Genomic DNA, 19,834 nt, shown 5'->3' on the forward strand with positions numbered 1-19,834 from the left:
TATTGTTAATTATTGAATTCGGTGTAATGCCAAGTTTGCGAGGTTGATTAAAGCTTGACGATATTCAGTATCTGGTAGTGCTGCTAAAGCGGCAAGTGCTGCCTCAGTTTCTTCAGTCGCTCGTTTGCTACAATAATCAAGTGCCCCAGAGCTTTGTACAATCTGAATAACACGCTCTAAATCTGCCGTACCACCTGTGGCAATACTGCGGCGAATAATGTCATGTTCTTCGCCAGTGGTATTCTTTAAGGCAGAGATTAAAGGTAAAGTTGGTTTACCTTCCATCAAATCATCACCAATATTTTTACCTAATGTTTCAGCATCTGAGGTGTAATCTAAAATATCGTCAATAATTTGAAAGGCATTTCCAAAGTGTCCGGCAAATTTTCTAAGCGGTTCACGGTACTCTGGTGTACCTGTCAAAATCGCTGCACCTTCGGTAGCGAGCTCAAATAAACGTGATGTTTTGCCGTGAATAATATCTAAGTAGGTCTGTTCCGTGGTTTCTGGTTGATGCTGTGATTGAAGTTGTAAAACTTCACCTTCAGCAATTTCACAGGTACCCGTTGAAAAGTCTTTGAGTAATACTTTGCTGTCTAGATCCACCAATAAATCAAAAGCGCGAGAAATCAAAAAATCACCCACAAGTACGGCAGTTTGATTATTCCATGTCGCATTTGCGGTTGGGCGACCACGGCGTAATCCCGATTCATCGACTACGTCGTCATGAACCAAGGTTGCGGTATGTAGCATTTCAATAATTGCTGCAAGTTTACGGTGTTTTTCTAAATCTTCTGCGCCACATGCCTTTGCTGCAAGTAAGCACATAATAGGACGCATGCGTTTACCGCCTGCTTCAACTACATGTTTACTGACTGCCATGACCAAGGCAACTTTAGACGTGATCCCTTCATTAATAAATTTGTCCATCGCAGCAAAGTCAGTAGCAACAGGCGCGAGAATATCTTGCTTAAAGTCGATGGTCATATGAAGAGAAACCTCAATAATTTTTGAATTACAGACGTAGTTTAGCAATTTGTTATATGAATAACAGATAAGAACTTACTCAATTGACTTAATCTTAAGTGATTTTTTTCATCAAGCGGAAGTATTGTACTTATTTTTTAACAGACTTTTATCTTTAGCATGTTGTTTGAACAGCATGTTGTTGATGTCAGTCCAGAGTATATTAGCGAATCGTTGCTAAAAATCTATGTCAAACCTTGCAAAAAAACATGGTAAGTGAAATAGATCACTCATTTTAATACTTTTAATGACACTGTTTATATAATAAACGCATACTCATCTAATATTTTACGGAAATGACTTGTTGTTTTTCGGGTTATCCCTTAAAATCTTTGCCTTTGCGAAACCCCCAGTGACGATCGTTTTAAGATCGGTATATCCCTTTACCGGCACGACAACACGGGCATGTTTGGAGTACTTAAATGTACGCAGTAATCCAAAGCGGTGGTAAACAACACCGTGTAGTTGAGGGTGAAACCCTTAAAGTAGAATTATTGAAAGCTGAAACTGGCTCAACTGTTACTTTTGATGACGTGTTGATGCTTGTTAACGGTGACAGCATTCAAATTGGTGCACCAGTAGTAGCTGGCGCTAAAGTAACTGCTGAAGTAGTTAGCCATGGTCGTCACGACAAAATCCGCATCATCAAAATGCGTCGTCGTAAACACTATCGTAAACAACAAGGTCACCGTCAATGGTTCACTGAGTTGAAAATTACAGCTATTTCAGGCTAATTACGAGGAGTAAGTAGACATGGCAACTAAAAAAGCCGGTGGTTCGACTAAAAACGGTCGTGACTCGAACCCAAAAATGTTGGGTGTTAAAATCTACGGCGGTCAATCTGTGACTGCTGGTAACATCATCGTTCGTCAACGTGGTACTGAATTCCACGCTGGTGTAAATGTAGGTATGGGCCGTGACCATACTTTATTTGCAACTGCTGACGGCGTTGTAAAATTCGAAGTGAAAGGCCAATTCGGTCGTCGCTACGTATCTGTTGAAGCGTAAGCTTGAATAGAAAAAAACCCGCATTTTTGCGGGTTTTTTTTCGTCTGAAGAAAATGTGAGGTATTTTTCTTGATTGTTACAAACGATGTATGAAGCAATAAATCACCATAAATAGTGATTTAAATCACAAAATATAAAGAGCGTAATAGAGGAGTACAAATACAAAAAAGGATAAGGACATGAATAAAATATTGAATACAGTTTTTATCAATGCTGACTATCAGAAAAGGAATTGTCCTGATAAAAGCCAACAAATTGCATTTGAAAAGACGCTAGGACTTGGTGAAATAACTTCAATCGCTATTAAAGCTGTACCAAAATTACTTGCTGTGAGTATTTTAATTTCTCTAGGTTCAATTGCATGGGCCGGTGGGAGTGGTTCATCACATCCAGGGCATACTTGTAATCGTTGCAATAGTGGTATTCCTGGTCCAGCAGGGCCAATGGGTCCTCAAGGTCCTGCTGGTGAAAAAGGTGATACCGGAGCAACAGGTGCAACCGGAGCTAAAGGTGACAAAGGCGATACTGGAGCAACAGGCGCTATAGGTGCTACTGGTAAAGATGGACTCAATGGCCGAGACGGCATCGATGGTAAGGATGGGTTGAACGGTCTGAATGGTAGCAATGGTTTAGATGGTGCAAGTGCTTATCAAGTTGCGGTGAACAATGGTTATGAAGGTAATGAAGACCAATGGCTAGAAAGTCTACGTGGTGCAGTTGGCGCCCAAGGGCTAACCGGTGAAAATGGTTTCAGTGCGTATGAACTTGCGATAAAAAATGGATTTGTCGGTACTGAAGTTGAATGGTTGTTAAGCTTAAAAGGAACAGATCCGTACATTAAAATACAATCAAACGTTGCCAATACAGCATCTAAACCAACTGCGAATGGACAAGATGCGATTGCAGTCGGTGCAGGTAATAAAGCTGATGGTAATCAGTCTATTGCCCTCGGTGTAAACAATACAGTCAGTGGTGATGGATCTGGTGCAGTAGGTTCAAATAATACAGTCACAGGTAAGAATACCTATGTGGTTGGTAACAATATCAACACCTCTGCAAATAATGCTGTTGTACTTGGCAATGGTTCAAGCTCTGACCGCAATAATACGGTTTCCGTTGGCTCGGCTGGTGCAGAGCGGCAAATTATCTATGTGGCAGCTGGTACGGCAGATACCGATGCGGTAAACGTGAAACAAATGCGTCAAGCAGATCTAGAAGTGTTAAATAGTTCAAAAGCATATACAGATCAGCATGGGGCAAATGTACTCAATCAAGCCAATAGTTATACCAATCAACGTGTGAATGAATTGAATCATAATTTCAAAAAATTTAAAGATAATGTTTACGGTGCTGTTGCTTCAAGTATTGCAATCGCCTCCTTACCTCAACCCACAGATGCTGGATATAATATGTTCAGTGTAGGTATGGGGACTTGGGAAGGTTCACAAGGCTATGCAGTAGGTTTTAGTGGAGTAACTGAGAGCAATAAATATGTGTATAAATTGGCTGCAATAGGGAACTCTGAAGGTGACTTTGGCGCTGGTGCATCGATCGGTTGGCAATGGAAATAACTCAATATTGGATTATTAAAATTGCTAAATCGTTGTTTAACTATTTGAAAGGCATTTGAATCAAATCAAGTGCCTTTTTATTTTATATTTCTCCATCATGATGAATAAAAAACAGCAATTTGCATTAATAACCATACAAAACTTCTTTTTTTCTCTAAATTTAGTCAATGAAAGTGGTTTAAGATGGAGCCATCTAACAAATTGCGTTGATGCAAATATAAAAGGTGAATCTATGAAAATGCTTCGTAAAACCATCTGTGCTATGGCATTAGGTGCAGCGACACTGGCACCGGTTATGAGTACGACAGTATTCGCGGCACCAGTTGCAGCGTCGGAGCAGCAGGCAACTGCAAATTTGGTGAAACAATTATCGGGTATTAAAAGTTTTACAGCTAACTTTCAGCAAACTACAAAAGTGACTAACCCCAAAGCAACTCAAAAGAAAGGTTTAAGTGCGCAGCATATGAACCAGACTTTTACTGGGGTCATGAAAGTTCAGCGCCCGGGTAAATTCTATTGGGAAACAACCAGCCCATCTAAGCAAACCATTGCGACTACAGGTAAAACAGTTTGGATCTATGATCCAGACCTACAACAAGCGGTACGCCAAAGCTTAGATGACCAAGTTGCGAATACGCCTGCATTATTATTGTCGGGTAATACGGCTCAAATTATGAAGTCTTATCGTATTACACAGCCGAATAAGACGAAAACTTATTACACTTTATATCCAAAAAGTGATGATGGTGTGTTTCAAAGCTTAACCATTAGTTTTGGTGCGAAAAATGCGCCGACTTTAATGATTCTCCAAGACTCATTAGGTCAAACAACCCATGTACGTTTCAATAATGTGAAGGTGAATGCGTCTATTCCAGCGTCAACCTTTAATTTTGTACCTCCAAAAGGTACGGACATTATTGATCAATAATTCTCATAATCGAAAAAAAGCAGACATCGGTCTGCTTTTTTTATGGAGAAATGTAAAGCCAGCAAGCTGAATATAAGAGAAATTTAGTAGTATGCTGATATTCACAGTTTGCTTAAATGAAGTGACTTGTGGTTTTGACTGTTGCTATAGGGAATTTTGGGATGAAAAAAAATCATATGAATAATATAGCTTGGGCTGTTTCAGCTGTGGTTTTAATCGGGTCATTAACGGCCTGCCATCCTCGAAATGAACCTGTTGAAGGTGAAACAACGGAACAGAAGCCAGCGGTCGTCGCTGATGCGATTCCACTTATTCAATCTAAATCTGTCGAGATGCAATTACCAAAAGCTCAAGCTTGCGATGCGGAAGGTTGTACCCAATATAGGATTCAAACGGTTGAAACCAATGTTGATTGGATTAATCAATATTTTATTGATCGGATTAAAAAAGCAGACCCGATTGCATTTTCAACTGAGCCGAATCAAAAAATCGATTTATCAGACAAGACGGATGCAGGCTTAAGTCAAAGTACAACTTCTGTTCGATATATTAGTCAGTGGGGACATATCGCAACTTTTGCAATCGAAAGCTATACCTACGCAGCGCATGCGGCTCATGGTATGTCCCATGTTGAATATGTCAATTTTGATTTAAAAGCCAAAAAACGTTTGGCTTTACAAGATGTATTGGTCAAAGGTGCAGATACGAAAGTGATTAGCGCACTTTTTGATGCCAACTATATGTGGTTAGATAGTCATGATATTGAACGTTCAAAACTTCAGTTAAGCGATAATTTTTATTATGGTGCGAACGGGATTGTATTTGCTTATCCACTGTATGAATTGGCGAGTTATGCAGAGGGCATGCCTGAGCTAAAACTTCCATATTTTACGGCTAAAGGACTATTTAAACCTGAATATTTACCAAGTTTGCCAAATTACGACACCAAATAAGACAATTTGAAGCAAGATTATTGGTTTAATAAGGGGCAGCTGTAAGCTCGGTCACTGTATTTTTGAGTGTTAAGAGCTTACACTATAGCCAGTTTTTTTCTTTACTTAAGATTGGCTATGATCGACCCGAAATTACTCAGAAATAATATTGAGGCTGTAAACTTAGCCTTAGCAAAACGTGGTGTTCAACTTAACGTAGCAGAGTGGGCAGACCTTGAAGCTCGCCGTAAGGAAATTCAGTCTAAAACTGAGTCGTTACAAGCTGAACGTAATGCTGGTGCAAAACAAGTTGGTCAAATTAAAAAAGCTGGCGGTGATGCATCTGAAATCATGGCACGTATGTCTGCTATTGGTGATGAAATTAAAGCCGCAGAAGTTGCACTTTCTGAGCTTCAGGCTGAACTTGAAGCCAAATCTTTATCGATTCCAAATTTACCTCATGAGTCTGTGCCAGAAGGTAAAGACGAAAACGACAATGTTGAAGTTTTAAAATGGGGTACACCACGTCAGTTTGATTTTGAGATCAAAGACCATACTGACTTGGGTGAAATGATGGGCGGTTTAGAATTTGAAACCGCAACTAAATTGACTGGTACTCGTTTTAGCGTACTCAAAGGCCCATTGGCGCGTTTACAGCGTGCAATTACCCAATTTATGTTAAATACACATACCTTGGAAAATGGCTATACAGAAGCGTATGTACCTTATTTAGTTAATGCAGATTCTTTACGTGGTACAGGCCAATTGCCTAAATTTGAAGAGGATTTATTCAAACTTCAAGGCGAAAAAGAATACTACCTGATCCCGACTGCAGAAGTGCCTGTAACCAACTTCGTGCGTGATGAAATCATTGATCCAGAACGTTTGCCATTAAAATATGCAGCGCATACGCCATGTTTCCGTAGTGAAGCGGGTTCGTATGGCCGTGATACACGCGGTTTGATCCGTCAACACCAATTTGACAAAGTAGAAATGGTTCAGATTGTAAAACCTGAAACTTCGATGGATGCTTTGGAAGAATTAACGGGTCATGCCGAAGGTATTCTTCAAGCATTAGGCTTACCATACCGTAAAGTCGTTCTGTGTGGCGGAGACATGGGCTTTGGTGCAATCAAAACTTATGATTTAGAAGTTTGGGTGCCAAGTCAAAATACCTACCGTGAAATTTCATCTTGCTCATGCATGGGTGACTTCCAAGCACGTCGCATGAAAGCACGTTACCGTACTGACCAAAAGAAAACTGAGTTTGTACACACGCTAAATGGTTCAGGTTTGGCAGTTGGCCGTACTTTACTTGCCGTGATGGAAAACTATCAACGTGCAGACGGTTCAATTGAAATTCCAGCAGTACTTCGTCCATATATGGGCGGTGCTGAATTTATCGATTAATAGTCGATAAAGTGCATACATTGTGCACAAAAATTGCTTAAGACAATCAGATTTAAACTATTGAGGTCGTGTGTGGATATTTTTCCAATCTCTTTGAAGTTGCAGCAGCAACCTTGTCTGATTGTTGGTGGTGGTCGAATTGCATATAGAAAGGCTGTGCTGCTTGCAAAAGCGGGCGCTCAGCTGACAGTTTGCTCACCCGAAATTGAAGATGATTTATTGACCTTGGTTAATAAAACCCAAGGTCAATATCTCAACTCGATTTATCACGAATCGGTTTATCAAGAAAATGCCATTGCGCTGCGTCAGTTTCGTTTAGTGATTGCAGCAACCAATGACAAAGCAGTCAATCAGGCGGTATTTGAAGCCTGCGAAGCTGAAAATGTCTTGGTCAATAGTGTCGATGATCCGCCGCATTGCCGTTTTATGGTTCCTGCAATTATTGACCGTTCTCCGCTGGTCATCTCCGTTGCATCCAACGGCACATCGCCAGTGCTTTCACGTCAAATACGTACCCAGTTAGAAAGCTCAATTCCACATGGCATAGGCAAACTGGCTGAGTTCTCAGGTCAATGGCGCGCAGCCGTTAAAGCCAAAATCGTCAATCCAGATGAACGCCGTATTTTTTGGGAAGATTTGTATGCAAGTCCGCTCAAAGAGCAGGTATTTAATGACAATTTGACTGAAGCCAATCGTTTGATTGAGCAGGCCTTATTGGAATGGAAACAGCCGAAAGGTGAGGTGTATTTGGTTGGGGCAGGGCCGGGTGATCCTGAACTGTTGACCTTAAAAGCTCTGCGTTTAATGCAGCAAGCGGATGTGGTGATCTATGACCGTTTGGTTTCTCAGCCGATTATGGACCTCTGCCGCCGTGATGCTGAAAAAATCTATGTAGGTAAAGCAAGATCCAATCATGCTGTTCCGCAAGAAGGCATTAATGCCTTACTGGTGAAATATGCCAGTGAAGGAAAACGCGTCTGCCGCTTAAAAGGTGGAGATCCCTTCATCTTTGGCCGCGGCGGTGAAGAAATTCAGGAGCTGTTTGCGGCAGGCGTTGCCTTCCAAGTCGTTCCGGGAATTACTGCTGCCTCTGGATGTTCGGCTTATGCAGGGATTCCTTTAACGCATCGTGATTATGCGCAAAGTGTACGCTTCTTGACAGGACATCTCAAAGAAGGTTCACCGGAGCTACCTTGGAATGAGTTGGTTTATCAAAATCAAACGCTCGTGCTGTATATGGGCTTGGTCGGTCTAGAAAAAATTTGTGAGAAACTCATCGCGCATGGGCAGCGTCCGGATATGCCAGTTGCATTGGTATCGAAAGGCACAACCCCAGAGCAAAAAGTCGTGGTCGGTACATTGGCAGATATTGCATCTAAAGTCAGTGAATACCAAATTCAGGCGCCTACATTGACGATTATTGGTGATGTGGTGAGTCTGCGTGAACAACTTCAATGGCTGGATTGATGGATGGCCTATTATTTTGCTGGCTATTATTTGTTGCGGCTTAAACAACATGCATTATTGAACAGGGCTAATCAATTTATTCGTACTTGCAGTTCTTGCATTAATGATCATTTGATTAGCGATTGGTCTTATTCATGCGTTAAAAATGCTCATTTTAAAATAGAAGATGTACAAAGCAAGTTTAATTTGTCTAATTTGCAATTGAGTAACTTGCGGAAGTGGGCTGATCAACATAGTTTGCAAGATCAGGTTGGTTGGATCAGCCTCTTTTACGATATTGAAACTGCTTTAGAATATAAGCATAAATTCTTTGAGCATTGTCAAAACGTTCACTTATTATCAATGTATATTGATGAAGAATATAGACAGGATATTCTTGAAATTTATAAACCTGCTTTTCCTAATATAGGAGAGGTCGGCCTTTATTCATGTTTGAAGAAGGTAATTGTTGAACCTGAAGATACTAATGAATTACTTTTAGGCTATGACTATATTGGCATAGAACCTTGTGGAGATTTTCACAGTTTTCATTGTCACCATCTTGCAGATAGGCTTTGTGAGAAATTCAATTTAGACCTTAACTACAATAATTTATTTGATGATTCTTCAAGGCAGTCTGAAATTGAAGATTTTCTAAATGATGAATCGTCAGGACTTGAAGCAGTCCCATGGGGGATTGCAAAAGTGAAGTTGGTCAAATCTTGGTAAATATGTATTTATCAAATAATTTAATATAGAGAATATACGTGATACATGTTGTTTTATACGAGCCAGAAATTCCTGCAAATACAGGGAATATCATTCGTTTATGTGCCAATACTGGAGCGCAGTTGCATTTGGTCAAACCATTAGGTTTTGAGCTGGATGATAAAAAACTCCGCCGCGCCGGTTTGGATTATCATGAATGGGCACACATGAAAGTATGGGAAAACTTTGAAGAATGCCTTGCGGGCTTAAAAGCGCAAGGTATTGAGATGGATGCCATTTATCCATTAACCACCAAAGGTTTTGAAACACCGCATACCTCTAATTTAAATCGTCCTGTGGCACTGTTGATGGGGCCAGAAACACGTGGTTTGCCGGAAGATGTCCGTATGATGTTCCCAAAAGAACATTGGATTCGCCTGCCGATGGCACCAAATTCGCGTAGTTTAAACTTGTCTAATGCTACTGCTGTGATTTTATATGAAGCTTGGCGTCAGCAAGACTTTAAAGAATTGGTCTAAGTGTGATCTGTTCAAAAAGCCGCTCTATCGAGCGGTTTTTTATTGGGAGTGAACACAGTGAACCGTTTACAGCAATGAAGTTTTGTAAAATACGGGCTTAAAAACTTCAGCATCAATATAAAAATGTGTATAAGAACACTGTGAAGAAATAAAACGGGTACTTAAAACTTGAAATCTATAAATTTAAAAGCTTTTGGTGTCGTGATTGCGACCGGATTCATTTCATCAATGAGTTGGGCTAATCCAACCGTATCGAACACAACAGAACAGACACCAGTGACCGTCACTGCAACTACAGAAAATGTTCCAGTTGTACCGAAGGTTGAGGTGATCAAGCCTTTTACTAAGGCTGAAATCCAGCAGGGCATGCTGGAAATGCAGCAAAGACAAAATCAGCGTATTGAGGAATGGGGAAAAACACTAAAAGCCGACGATTTTGAACGTTCATGGTATGGTGGTCGTCAATTGAAAAAGTCCAAGCGTCAGGAAGTTTGCGGGATCTATCAGGGTTTAGTGAATGAAACCTATGCGTTGGCACAAAAAAATAAAGCAAGATTGAGTCAAGCGGATCAAAAACAAATATCAGACCGCAATCAATTTATTCAAAGCTTAGGTTATGAAAATAATATCGTTGATACCAAGATGGGTTTTAATTGCCGCTTAAAATAAGTGATTTTTATCACTGCTTTGATTTATGTGAATGATCCATGTCCTTGATGTAAAAAATAAAGGACATGGAAAAGCTCGAGATACCTCATGAATTAATCAATTAAATTAAAGTCACTCAGTTCTGTTTGTAGATGTTTTGGATTATTTGCAAACAGCAGTTGACCACTGGTGTATAACCAACCCAATTGACCTTGCTGCTGAAGACGTTTCAGTAAGACGTCGTTAAATGTCGACGTTGCAAAGACAGTTTCACTAAAGACTTTAAACTCACCGACATTAGTGTTTTCGCTGTCTTTCATAAACAGCATGCCGTTTTTGGTGGTTGAACTCATATCTAAAGCACGGCTGACTAAGCGGTAACCGTCTTTTGCTTGCTCATCAATCAACTCCTGTAATTTTAAGCTGCGCTCTACACTATTGCTGCCGGTTGGGTAAGTTTTATAGCGATAGTTGTAAGTGCCATGGTGTGCGCTGCTATTTATACAGGTTGCAACTTTAGGAGTGTTTTGATTGCCGTTCAGAATTTCAGGACGAAAACCTGTGAAATAGCTTTTGAATTGAATAATACGGCAGCCTTGGGCACCCAGTGTATTGAGCATAGTTTCCAGTTGCACCGGGTCTACGAGCGGGGAAACATAGCCGCTGTCGTAAGTATATGTCGCGGTATCGTTTTCTTTTTTAATGAAATAATCTTTGAAATTCAGGGCATTGGTTGGTCTGACGCTATGCAGGTATTGATAGCCTGATTTACCTTTTTCATTTAACTGATTACGCCATGTAAAATATATGTCAGCGATAGAGGGTGCTGTACGGTCTGCCACAATATGATTGAAACGCGTATTTTCATTGGCAAGTTTCATGTAGCTATTAACATTACCATTGTCCAAAGTTTTAGAATCATAGCCAATTAACTTATAACCACTTTGTCCCATTGTATTGAGCTGAGTTAAGAAGTTTACTGTGTCGGTGGTATTAATAAAATTCTCAGACTTAAAGTCCGCAGCTGTGATTTTGGTTTTCGGTTTTAAATTGGTGAAGAATTCATTGGAATTTTTTGTATAGCAGCGGCTGTCCTTGAGTGGGTCAGTAATTAGTCCGCGTTGCATGATGATATAGCTTGGATTTGAAATCGTCGCGTTAATTACACAGAAAGAATTATTATTTAAAAAAGTTAAGACACGGTTGCTCGTCGCGCCACCTCTGACTGGTTGAAACTTAATCGAATGATATTCAAAGTTATTTAGTGTTGCAGCCGGCTGTATTTCACTTATAACCATGTCATGAAGTAATTGATAGCGTTTGGAAACAAATTCACCGCTGCAAGTTTTACTTGAACTATTGTGTACCGCATATTTTAGTTCTTCGTTCACTGCACTGACTGAGTTTTCACTGGTTTTATGAATTGAAATTTGTGGTAAATCGCAATTATTGTTACCGAGGGCAGAATTCCCTTGAATCCATTCTCCTGTGAATTTATCCGCTACAGTTGTTGGCGTTGGCGTTGGCGTTGGCGTTGGCGTTGGCGTTGGCGTTGGCGTAGGTGTAGGTGTAGGTGTAGGTGTAGGTGTCGCGCCATCATCATTGGAGCTTGATCCACCACAGCCCACCAATGTCGTAAATACAGCAGCGATAATGCTGATTTTGTGATTATTATTCATGACTAGTGCTCAATAGAGTAAAGTTGTTATGTACGGCTGATGCGGTTGTATAAACATTTAAAATCAAGATTTATTGAACAAGGTGTGATTCAATCCAGCCATTGCCATGTTCTGTAGTGACTTCTATCAAACCTGTTTTAGTCATGTTTCCCGCAAAAATAATGTCTGCATTTTTTGACAGTTTATTAATGACTTGGCTCGATTTATCGGCAGTTTGGTAAAGCGGTAGATTATTAATTTTAGGTCTGAGTTGCTGTCCCATGCTGAAACCATTTGCAGCATAATTTGAGTTAGTCGTGGCCCGACTACCTGTCCATTCTTTTGCGGTATTCGATACTTCTTTGGATGTTTCATTAAATTGATTCAGCGTATTTCTTAAATCACGCATGGTATCGGCAAAACCTGCATATACTGGTATTGAAGCTAAAGACAGACTGCTAACAATGACTAAATGACGAATTTTCATGAACTTTCTCCTTTACTTTGTTATGTCATTCCGCATGAGTTTTGTCGGATTCATAACATTCGCGGTGTTTAAATAATTATAAAATGCGAAAATTTAGCATTTTTAAAATAGATCATTTATACTTCACTTGTAAAGAGGGTGGAGTGGTGAAGATGAATGTAGAAAGCCAGAGTGAACATCTAAAGCAAAGTAAAAATTGGTATCAGTCCTTACCGACGGAATGGCAAAATTGGTTGAATGAAAATATTGAAAATGGTTGCGATGTACAGAAAATAACTCTAATTTTACAATCACATGGATTAAGCCCAAGGGCGGATCAATACTTATTTTCTGATGCAGACCAACTTTCAGAACAGCTGCAAAATGAACTTTTGGAATACAGTCTTGAGGGCTTAGAGACAGATGAAATTTTAGAAAAAATTAAGCAAAAAAATATTTCAAATCATTTGATCATTCAGTTTCTAAAGCGTGTAAACAATAACGTAATTTTTAAAAAACTGAAGCAAGTACAGCAACAGCAGAATAAACAGCGTTGGCTATTACAGGTGATGGGTCAATTGAATCAATTGAACGACCACATTTCATCCACAATCGATTGCATAGAAACACCTGATTTTGAAACATTTATAGAGCGGTATTATAGCCAGATGCGACCGGTCATTTTAAAAGGTGGGATACAACATTGGCCTGCATTGCATAAATGGAGTCCTGATTATTTTGCAGAGCACTTTGAAAATGAGTTGGTTGAAGTCCAGATGCATCGTGAGCAGCATCAAGATTTTGAAAAAAAATCGGTACAATTGAAACGTATTATTTTGATGCAAGATTTTGTCGCACAAATTAAAGCCACTAAGCACAGCAATGACATTTATTTAACTGCGAATAACGCCGCTCAAAATAAGCAATTTATGCAAAAGATTAGTGAAGATTTAGGTGACTTCGCCAATGGTTATTGTCAAAAAGAGATCAAAAATCGACATTTTTTATGGTTTGGCCCTGCAGGCACATTTACACCACTGCATTATGACTTAACCAATAATATGTTGGCACAAATCTATGGACGTAAGAAAGTGACTTTGATTCCTGCATGGCAAATGCCGTATATGTATAACGATCAGTGGGTATTTAGTGAAGTTACAGATTTAAAAAAGGCTAATTTTTCTCAATATCCATCGTTGAAAAAGGTCAGACCTATTGAATGTACATTGAATCCAGGAGAAACCTTATTTATCCCAATTGGCTGGTGGCATAGCGTTGAAAGTTTGGATATATCGATCAGCGTGTCATTTACGCATTTTAATGTAAATAATCATTTTTTTACTGAATATCCTCAAGATCTCATCAGATAAAAATTGTGAAGTAGATTAAATAATGCGAAAATTTCACTTATGCAGTCTAATTTTCATGGCAATTCAATGAGCAAACTTCTCACCAATGAGGCAGATCAAAATTTACAGCAAGTATTGGTGCTGATGAATGAGTTGAGCCAATGGTTGATACGATCAGGTGTTGGATATACTGAGTTTACTGCTGCATTGAAGCCTATATTTTTTCAACAAGCTGTACGTGAGTTAGAGCGTATCGATCAAAAACCCACGATTTCCGCGATTAGTTTACTTTCTGGCTTACACCGTAAAGACGTGACTGCTTATAAAGAAGTGATTTCTGAAGGTAAGGATTTGACCGAAGCGACTGTTTCGGAGCCGATTAGTGTGCCATCACGTGTGATGGGTTTGTGGCTTGCAGAAGGCTGGGGGGATTCTTTACCATTTAGCAGTGATTCAGAAAATAGCTTTGAAATGCTGGTAAAAAGAATTTCAACAGAACGTCATCCGCGTTCGGTACTCAATGAACTTGTTCGTTTGGAAATTGCCACTGAAAAAGATGGGCAGGTGTATTTACAACAGCGTCGTTTTATTCCAGATCCTTCACAATTAGAAGCACGCAAAATTTTAACGCGAAACGTTCAAGCGCATTTAGAAGCAGGTTTGCATAATTTATTGAATCCTGATGAAATGCCATACTTAGAACAAGCCATTTGTGCTGACGAATTAACAGAAGACTCGATTAATAAATTACATGAAATGAGTTTAGAGCTTTGGCAAAAATACTCACTACAACTTTTAAAACTTGCCGCGGAGCGTTGCGAAATGGATGAGGGAAATCCTGAAGCAAATCGTGTATTTCGCTTTGGAGTTTATCAACATGATACGAAAATTAAACTTTAAGACTTTAACCCTTTGTGGCTTGATCAGCGTTTTAGCGGGTTGTGACATAGAGTTTTTTCGAAGTGGTGGGGTTACAATTGAAGGTACAGGTGATCCAATCATTGATATCGGTCATGCAGGGGATGGCCGCGGAACAATTATCTTGGGGACACGATATTTAGAGTTTTCAGCTTCCGTGCAGGATTCTTGTTATGGCGTGGAACGTAAATTAGCCTTCCTCAATCCATTTGATCGTCAGTCGATTGACACAAAAACGTATGTAGAAATACCTGCTGCCCAAGCGGATCTTAATTCGCAAAATGTTCAATTGATCTTAAAAAATACCAATAGCGTACCAGTCACCATTCATTTGCAATGTGATATGCCATTAACCATGCAATTATTCGAGCAGGTTAGACCATATTTTCCAAAACAAGTATGTGATACACCTATAGATATCAAACTCTATCCACAACAACAGCATATATTTGAAGCAGCTGTAAATTTAGAGACTGTTGAAGATGGTATATGGTCACACGGTGATGGAGCATCGGTTGAATTAAAAGGCAATACACCAGACAAGTGTGAAGAAATTTCAATTCAATTTCAGCAATCTAGAAAAGCAATACAACCTTAATTGGTATATTTAGAATAACAAAAAAGGCGCTTTAAGCGCCTTTTTTGTTTAGAGATAAACTTGATTAGAATTTATCATCAAATTCGTTATGTTGCGGTGCAGGGTGTTTAAAACCTTTAGTTTTATAACCAAGGTATAAAATACCGAACATTGCCCACCACAAACCATATTTCAATGCAGTTTCTTCAATTTCTAACCACATCGCAAAGATACTGATAAAGCCAAGCATTGGAATAACCACGAAGCTAAAAATATCTTTGGCTGTTTTTGTGCGGCCATCACGAAGTGCATAGCGTGAAATCACAGATAAGTTCACGAAAGTAAAGGCTGTCAATGCACCAAAACTAATCATCGAAATGACAATATCAAGATTCATAAAGCCCGCAGTTAATGCAACCGCACCTACGATCATGATGTTGTACGATGGTGTGAAGTTTTTCGGACTAATATGACCAAAAATCTTTTTGTTAATGACGCCATCACGACCCATTACATACATCAGACGTGATACGCCAGCATGTGCAGAAATACCTGATGCCATTACTGTCACAATCGCAAAAGTTAACACATAGGATTGGAACAGTGAGCCGCCGACGAGCAAGAGTATCTCTGGCTGTGTTTCAGCAATATTCTTGAAATAGTTACCCGGCTCAGCAGGGAAGAACAGCTGCATGAAGTAGGTACTAATAATGAAGATAATCCCTGCGATTAAAGCAGTTAAGAAAATCGCTTTCGGCAGTGTTTTCTCAGTATCTTTGGTTTCTTCTGCCAATGAACTTAATGAGTCAAAACCAGTGAACGAGAAGCACAGTAATGTTGCACCTGTAATCAGCGCACCCACAGACGTCAGCTCATTCCAAAATGGCTCAAGGCTCCATAATTGATAGCGTTCTGCCGCAGAAATCGGGCCATCAGCATTGAAGCCCATTTGAAGCTTGCTGTAGACCATCCACGTGAAAATACCAATTACTAATAACTGCACAAGTACAATCAGGCTGTTGAAGTTAGCAACAAAACGCGCGCCGCGTAAGTTAATTCCAGTCATGAATGCCGTTAGCACAATGACCCATACCCAGTGGTTTACTGTTGGAAATAGTGCTTCAAGGTAAATCACTGCAAGAATAATATTCACCATTGGAGATAATAGGTAGTCTAACCAAGAAGACCAACCCACCATGAAACCTACGTTCGGGTGAATAGATTTTTGGGCATAGGTATACGCAGAACCCGAAGAAGGGTAGCGACGGATCATATGACCATAACTAATCGAGGTAAACAGAATTGCAATAAGGGCAATAATGTAAGAAGTCGGCACGTGTCTATGACTTTCTTCAGATACTAAACCAAAAGTATCAAATAGAGTCATTGGTTGGATGTAAGCCAAACCAATAATAATAATGTGCCAGAGTCCAAGCGTTTTTTGCAGTTTAGCTGCCGATTGAGTCCCAGAGATATTTGTCAACGGCGTTATCCTCTTATCGTTGATCAAGGATCAGTCATATTCTAAGGATCGTTTGAGACGAACGATCCCCCCTACGTTTTAAAACAAAAGTGCGCCAATCTACTCCAAATTGGTACATTTTGTCAGTAACTTTGAAATTATTTTTAGCAGAAATTATGCCAGTTTGATTAAAAAATAACTGATATTGCGTTCTGCAAGTGAAAAGCCCGATGTTTAAAAAAACATCAGGCTTAATTTTTCGCTATATTCGCTTATTTTTCAGCAATTACCAAGCTTTTTTTAGAATAGTTTTGAGGTCTTCTAAGCTGGCTTCTTTAGGATTATAAATAATAGATCCATCATTCAGTGCTTTCTCTGCCACTTCATCTAATTGAGCTTCAGTCACTTTACCTGTCTCACTCAAAGTACGTGGTAATTTGGTCAAACTAAACAAGCGGTCACGCATGGCTAAAAGCGTTGAAATGGCTTTTTCAGCGCGGAGGTTGGCCGGTGTTTGTGCATAAATATCAGGACCAGCCAGTGGTAATAGCAATTCAGCAATCTTATCGCCATTCACTTCTTTGTTGTATTCCAACACATACGGCAAGAATAAGTTCATGCATAAGCCGTGGGGCAGATGAGCGACTGCACCCAGCGCATGACCTAATGAATGCACTAAACCGACCATTGAGTTTGAAAATGCAATTCCTGCCATCGTAGAGGCTTGTGCAAGTTCTAAGCGCCCATGTGCATCACTGGTATTATCTAAGACACCAAATAAGCTATTGCTAATTTTCTTGATTGCGGCAGTAGCATAGGCATCTGAAATAGGGTTTGCCGCCATGCACGTATAGGCTTCAATGGCATGCGTCATCGCATCCATCGCTGTCATCGCCGTAAGATGAGGTGGCAAAGTTTGCGTCATACGTGGGTCAAGAATTGCCGCATGTGGCATCAAATAATTCGATGCAAAAGCCATTTTGACATTCTTTTCAGGGTCAGAAACCACAGCGACCATAGTCACTTCTGAACCTGTACCCGAGGTTGTTGGAATCACAAAAAATGGTTTTAAAGGTTTAGGTAAGTTGTGCGCACCTGAGTATTTCAGTAGGTCATCGCCACCTTCAGATACCAAGATGTTGGTTGCTTTAGAGGTATCAATCACTGAACCGCCACCGACGGCAATAATGGCATCACATTGGTTGTCGCGGTAAAGTTGAGCCGCTTTACGTACGGTTTCTAGACTTGAGTCTGGCGGAACATCATCAAAAATATAGCCAATCACCGTCTCGGTACTTTCAAATGCCGCTTCAATCGGTGCAAGTAATTGATTACTGCGAACGCCTTTGTCAGTAATGATCATGGGGCGTTTAGCACCCAAAGTAGACAGTTCGAATGGAATGTGTTCTAAAGCAGCATGGCCAGCAATCACTTTTACAGGACAGAAAAATTCGTAATATGGTTTAGCCATGTGTTATGCGCTCCGTTTTAAATAAGACTGGGCTACTTTTAAATAAATATTTGCAGCACCGCTCAGTTTTTCTTTTAGGCTTAAATGTGTTGGATATTCTTTGACAGCCAATTCAGCCACCAATTTAGGTAAAATTAACGCTTCCATTTTGTTGAGACAACGCACCAGTCGGATGGCATAAGACAAATCACCATCGGCGATCATGCGGTCATTGGCAAAGGCTTGTGCGGTACTTTCTTGAAATGAGAAGACCAAAAAGGCATGATTCAAATGTTTAAACGTAATGGTTAAGTCAGGCTTTTGAGTGCCGGGTGTGAGGAGTTTGAGTTGATGGTCTTCCGTGACTTGCGCGACAAATGCAGCACCATTAGGAAAAACATTCATAGATAAAATAAAATTAATTGGAAATTTAGCAACTTCTTGTTTAATTTCTTCATCGACCTGGCTCGCCATGACCAGACCTCTGCCAATCACATCCATCATGAGTTTGACATAGGCCTGCTGGAGCGCGGGTTTAACGGATTTAGTTGCAATCACGTGTACATCCCTTATCTATAATTATTGATTTAGAGCTTTTACTCTAAATTATTTTATTTGAGAAAGCAAAGTCTTTTATAGTTGTTTGACTGTTACGTGTTTAAAGTAACCACTGTTTTTCAAAGTATCAATGATATCGACGCATAAGTTTTCAAATTTAGGGTAATCTTGCACCAAATCTTGTATACGAACCATTTCTAATCCAGCATAGCCACATGGATTAATGGTATGAAAACCAAATAGATCACAATCGATATTCAGTGCCAAACCGTGATAACTGCGGCCTTTACGAATTTTAAAACCGAGAGAACCAATTTTGCGTTCTGCAACATAAACACCGGGTGCATCAGGCTTGGCATAAGCGTCGATGCCGTACTTTTTCAGCAGTTCGATCATCAAGTTTTCTGCATAGGAAACCAGCGTTCGCACGTTCCAACCTAAGCGATTTAAGTCAAACATGAAATAAGCGACCAACTGACCCGGTCCATGCCAAGTGACTTGTCCACCACGGTCTGTTTGTACCACAGGGATGTTACTTTGCACCAAAATATGTTCAGGTTTGCCAGCTTGCCCCTGAGTTAATACATCGGGATGTTGCAATATCCACAGCTCATCAGGTGAGTTTTCATCTCGCTGTTCAGTGAGAGTTTTCATCTCTAAAAAGCGGTCTGCATAAGGGGTAAGGTGGTTATATTGACGAATGATTAATTCGAGTTTTTGAACAGTTTCAGTCACGCGTGTTGCGTCCTTTATGGTCAAACATAGAGTTTTATTATAATGAATTGGCAGAATAATGGGGGCGTTGAACGGTTTGAGTTGTAATTTAATGCTCTATTTTCACATAAAAAAACACGCTCGAAAGCGTGTTTTTCAGTACTTACAGTGCTGTCTTAATTAATGGACAAGCTGCAAGGTCTGCATAAACTGCGTGAACTTGTTCAAGCTCTTCAAAACGAAGATTTGCTGTTACTGAATGGTATTTACCTGTACGTGAAGGCGTTACAGTCATTTCACTGCCGTCAAATTCAGGAAAATGTTTAACGAAAATATCATTTACTGCCTGACGGAGTTCCGCGCCTGCAAGACCAATCAGTTTAATTGGATAATCCATCGGGAACACCCAAAGATGCTCTTGCAATTCACGTGAAGGAGCGCGATTAGTCATATCAGTCATGGGACA

At 40.0% G+C, this 19,834-nt stretch carries 21 protein-coding genes; 13 read left to right on the forward strand and 8 right to left on the reverse strand.

The window, feature by feature from the left end; all coding sequences use genetic code 11:
* Positions 1-9: 9 nt before the first annotated feature.
* A complete protein-coding gene (gene sdsA, locus AVJ20_RS11300) occupies positions 10-987 on the reverse strand; it encodes an All-trans-nonaprenyl-diphosphate synthase (RefSeq protein ID WP_111885290.1) in 978 nt (325 codons plus the stop codon).
* Positions 988-1,448: 461 nt separating this feature from the next.
* On the opposite strand from sdsA, the gene rplU reads away from it, so the two are divergent.
* From rplU to AVJ20_RS11350, 10 genes are all read left to right on the forward strand, one after another.
* Positions 1,449-1,760, forward strand: a complete 312-nt coding sequence (gene rplU, locus AVJ20_RS11305; RefSeq protein ID WP_078191390.1) for a 50S ribosomal protein L21 — start codon at positions 1,449-1,451, stop codon at positions 1,758-1,760.
* Between the two features lie 19 nt (positions 1,761-1,779).
* Complete coding sequence (rpmA, locus tag AVJ20_RS11310; RefSeq protein ID WP_067764378.1) at positions 1,780-2,034, forward strand: 50S ribosomal protein L27; 255 nt, start codon at positions 1,780-1,782, stop codon at positions 2,032-2,034.
* A 179-nt stretch (positions 2,035-2,213) separates the two neighbouring features.
* A complete protein-coding gene (locus AVJ20_RS18890; RefSeq protein ID WP_111885291.1) occupies positions 2,214-3,605 on the forward strand; it encodes a YadA family autotransporter adhesin in 1,392 nt (463 codons plus the stop codon).
* Between the two features lie 232 nt (positions 3,606-3,837).
* On the forward strand, positions 3,838-4,533 hold the full coding sequence (gene lolA, locus AVJ20_RS11320; RefSeq protein ID WP_111885313.1) for an outer membrane lipoprotein chaperone LolA: 696 nt from the start codon (positions 3,838-3,840) through the stop codon (positions 4,531-4,533).
* Between the two features lie 161 nt (positions 4,534-4,694).
* Positions 4,695-5,486: an RsiV family protein gene (locus AVJ20_RS11325; RefSeq protein ID WP_111885292.1), complete on the forward strand. Its 792-nt coding sequence runs from the start codon at positions 4,695-4,697 to the stop codon at positions 5,484-5,486.
* Positions 5,487-5,603: 117 nt separating this feature from the next.
* Positions 5,604-6,875, forward strand: a complete 1,272-nt coding sequence (gene serS, locus AVJ20_RS11330) for a serine--tRNA ligase (RefSeq protein WP_078192204.1) — start codon at positions 5,604-5,606, stop codon at positions 6,873-6,875.
* Positions 6,876-6,947: 72 nt separating this feature from the next.
* Positions 6,948-8,342, forward strand: a complete 1,395-nt coding sequence (gene cysG / locus AVJ20_RS11335) for a siroheme synthase CysG (RefSeq protein ID WP_111885293.1) — start codon at positions 6,948-6,950, stop codon at positions 8,340-8,342.
* Positions 8,343-8,345: 3 nt separating this feature from the next.
* Positions 8,346-9,050 (forward strand): hypothetical protein, encoded by a 705-nt coding sequence (locus tag AVJ20_RS11340; RefSeq protein WP_111885294.1) that lies wholly within the window; start codon positions 8,346-8,348, stop codon positions 9,048-9,050.
* A 38-nt stretch (positions 9,051-9,088) separates the two neighbouring features.
* Complete coding sequence (locus AVJ20_RS11345) at positions 9,089-9,568, forward strand: tRNA (cytidine(34)-2'-O)-methyltransferase (RefSeq protein WP_111885295.1); 480 nt, start codon at positions 9,089-9,091, stop codon at positions 9,566-9,568.
* 168 nt (positions 9,569-9,736) lie between these two features.
* A complete protein-coding gene (locus AVJ20_RS11350; protein WP_078192201.1) occupies positions 9,737-10,237 on the forward strand; it encodes a hypothetical protein in 501 nt (166 codons plus the stop codon).
* A 92-nt stretch (positions 10,238-10,329) separates the two neighbouring features.
* Here the strand turns inward: AVJ20_RS11350 and AVJ20_RS11355 are convergent, their stop codons facing one another.
* Positions 10,330-11,895 carry a PT dipeptide repeat lipoprotein gene (locus AVJ20_RS11355; protein WP_162689761.1) on the reverse strand — a complete coding sequence of 522 codons (1,566 nt, stop codon included), beginning with the start codon at positions 11,893-11,895 and terminating at the stop codon, positions 10,330-10,332.
* A gap of 70 nt (positions 11,896-11,965) precedes the next feature.
* A complete protein-coding gene (locus tag AVJ20_RS11360; protein WP_078192198.1) occupies positions 11,966-12,361 on the reverse strand; it encodes a hypothetical protein in 396 nt (131 codons plus the stop codon).
* Between the two features lie 152 nt (positions 12,362-12,513).
* On the opposite strand from AVJ20_RS11360, the gene AVJ20_RS11365 reads away from it, so the two are divergent.
* From AVJ20_RS11365 to AVJ20_RS11375, 3 genes are all read left to right on the forward strand, one after another.
* Complete coding sequence (locus AVJ20_RS11365; protein WP_162689762.1) at positions 12,514-13,710, forward strand: cupin-like domain-containing protein; 1,197 nt, start codon at positions 12,514-12,516, stop codon at positions 13,708-13,710.
* Positions 13,711-13,776: 66 nt separating this feature from the next.
* Positions 13,777-14,589 (forward strand): DUF6502 family protein, encoded by an 813-nt coding sequence (locus AVJ20_RS11370; RefSeq protein ID WP_111885314.1) that lies wholly within the window; start codon positions 13,777-13,779, stop codon positions 14,587-14,589.
* On the forward strand, positions 14,567-15,205 hold the full coding sequence (locus AVJ20_RS11375; protein ID WP_078192196.1) for a hypothetical protein: 639 nt from the start codon (positions 14,567-14,569) through the stop codon (positions 15,203-15,205). Before AVJ20_RS11370 ends, AVJ20_RS11375 begins: the two co-directional genes overlap by 23 nt.
* 64 nt (positions 15,206-15,269) lie before the next feature.
* On the opposite strand, the gene AVJ20_RS11380 is transcribed toward AVJ20_RS11375, so the two are convergent.
* The 5 genes from AVJ20_RS11380 to AVJ20_RS11405 form a co-directional block, all read right to left on the reverse strand.
* Complete coding sequence (locus AVJ20_RS11380) at positions 15,270-16,667, reverse strand: APC family permease (protein WP_111885298.1); 1,398 nt, start codon at positions 16,665-16,667, stop codon at positions 15,270-15,272.
* A 265-nt stretch (positions 16,668-16,932) separates the two neighbouring features.
* Positions 16,933-18,117: an iron-containing alcohol dehydrogenase gene (locus AVJ20_RS11390; protein WP_111885299.1), complete on the reverse strand. Its 1,185-nt coding sequence runs from the start codon at positions 18,115-18,117 to the stop codon at positions 16,933-16,935.
* Positions 18,118-18,120: 3 nt separating this feature from the next.
* The gene (locus AVJ20_RS11395; RefSeq protein WP_111885300.1) at positions 18,121-18,654 is read right to left on the reverse strand and encodes a hypothetical protein; all 534 of its coding nucleotides are present in this window, start codon (positions 18,652-18,654) and stop codon (positions 18,121-18,123) included.
* A 75-nt stretch (positions 18,655-18,729) separates the two neighbouring features.
* A complete protein-coding gene (lipB, locus tag AVJ20_RS11400; RefSeq protein WP_111885301.1) occupies positions 18,730-19,389 on the reverse strand; it encodes a lipoyl(octanoyl) transferase LipB in 660 nt (219 codons plus the stop codon).
* A 142-nt stretch (positions 19,390-19,531) separates the two neighbouring features.
* Positions 19,532-19,819: a YbeD family protein gene (locus AVJ20_RS11405; RefSeq protein ID WP_078192402.1), complete on the reverse strand. Its 288-nt coding sequence runs from the start codon at positions 19,817-19,819 to the stop codon at positions 19,532-19,534.
* Between the last annotated feature and the right edge of the window lie 15 nt (positions 19,820-19,834).

Origin of the sequence: Acinetobacter sp. CFCC 11171 (genome assembly GCF_003268405.1) — a bacterium.
GTDB lineage: Bacteria > Pseudomonadota > Gammaproteobacteria > Pseudomonadales > Moraxellaceae > Acinetobacter > Acinetobacter amyesii.

Bases quoted from the DNA above. Each gene is read 5' to 3' on its own strand.
- sdsA (WP_111885290.1), bottom strand. From the start codon at position 987: ATGACCATCGACTTTAAGCAAGATATTCTCGCGCCTGTTGCTACTGAC.
- rplU (WP_078191390.1), top strand. From the start codon at position 1,449: ATGTACGCAGTAATCCAAAGCGGTGGTAAACAACACCGTGTAGTTGAG.
- rpmA (WP_067764378.1), top strand. From the start codon at position 1,780: ATGGCAACTAAAAAAGCCGGTGGTTCGACTAAAAACGGTCGTGACTCG.
- AVJ20_RS18890 (WP_111885291.1), top strand. From the start codon at position 2,214: ATGAATAAAATATTGAATACAGTTTTTATCAATGCTGACTATCAGAAA.
- lolA (WP_111885313.1), top strand. From the start codon at position 3,838: ATGAAAATGCTTCGTAAAACCATCTGTGCTATGGCATTAGGTGCAGCG.
- AVJ20_RS11325 (WP_111885292.1), top strand. From the start codon at position 4,695: ATGAAAAAAAATCATATGAATAATATAGCTTGGGCTGTTTCAGCTGTG.
- serS (WP_078192204.1), top strand. From the start codon at position 5,604: ATGATCGACCCGAAATTACTCAGAAATAATATTGAGGCTGTAAACTTA.
- AVJ20_RS11340 (WP_111885294.1), top strand. From the start codon at position 8,346: ATGGCCTATTATTTTGCTGGCTATTATTTGTTGCGGCTTAAACAACAT.
- AVJ20_RS11355 (WP_162689761.1), bottom strand. From the start codon at position 11,895: ATGAATAATAATCACAAAATCAGCATTATCGCTGCTGTATTTACGACA.
- AVJ20_RS11360 (WP_078192198.1), bottom strand. From the start codon at position 12,361: ATGAAAATTCGTCATTTAGTCATTGTTAGCAGTCTGTCTTTAGCTTCA.
- AVJ20_RS11365 (WP_162689762.1), top strand. From the start codon at position 12,514: ATGAATGTAGAAAGCCAGAGTGAACATCTAAAGCAAAGTAAAAATTGG.
- AVJ20_RS11370 (WP_111885314.1), top strand. From the start codon at position 13,777: ATGAGCAAACTTCTCACCAATGAGGCAGATCAAAATTTACAGCAAGTA.
- AVJ20_RS11375 (WP_078192196.1), top strand. From the start codon at position 14,567: ATGATACGAAAATTAAACTTTAAGACTTTAACCCTTTGTGGCTTGATC.
- AVJ20_RS11390 (WP_111885299.1), bottom strand. From the start codon at position 18,117: ATGGCTAAACCATATTACGAATTTTTCTGTCCTGTAAAAGTGATTGCT.
- AVJ20_RS11405 (WP_078192402.1), bottom strand. From the start codon at position 19,819: ATGACTAATCGCGCTCCTTCACGTGAATTGCAAGAGCATCTTTGGGTG.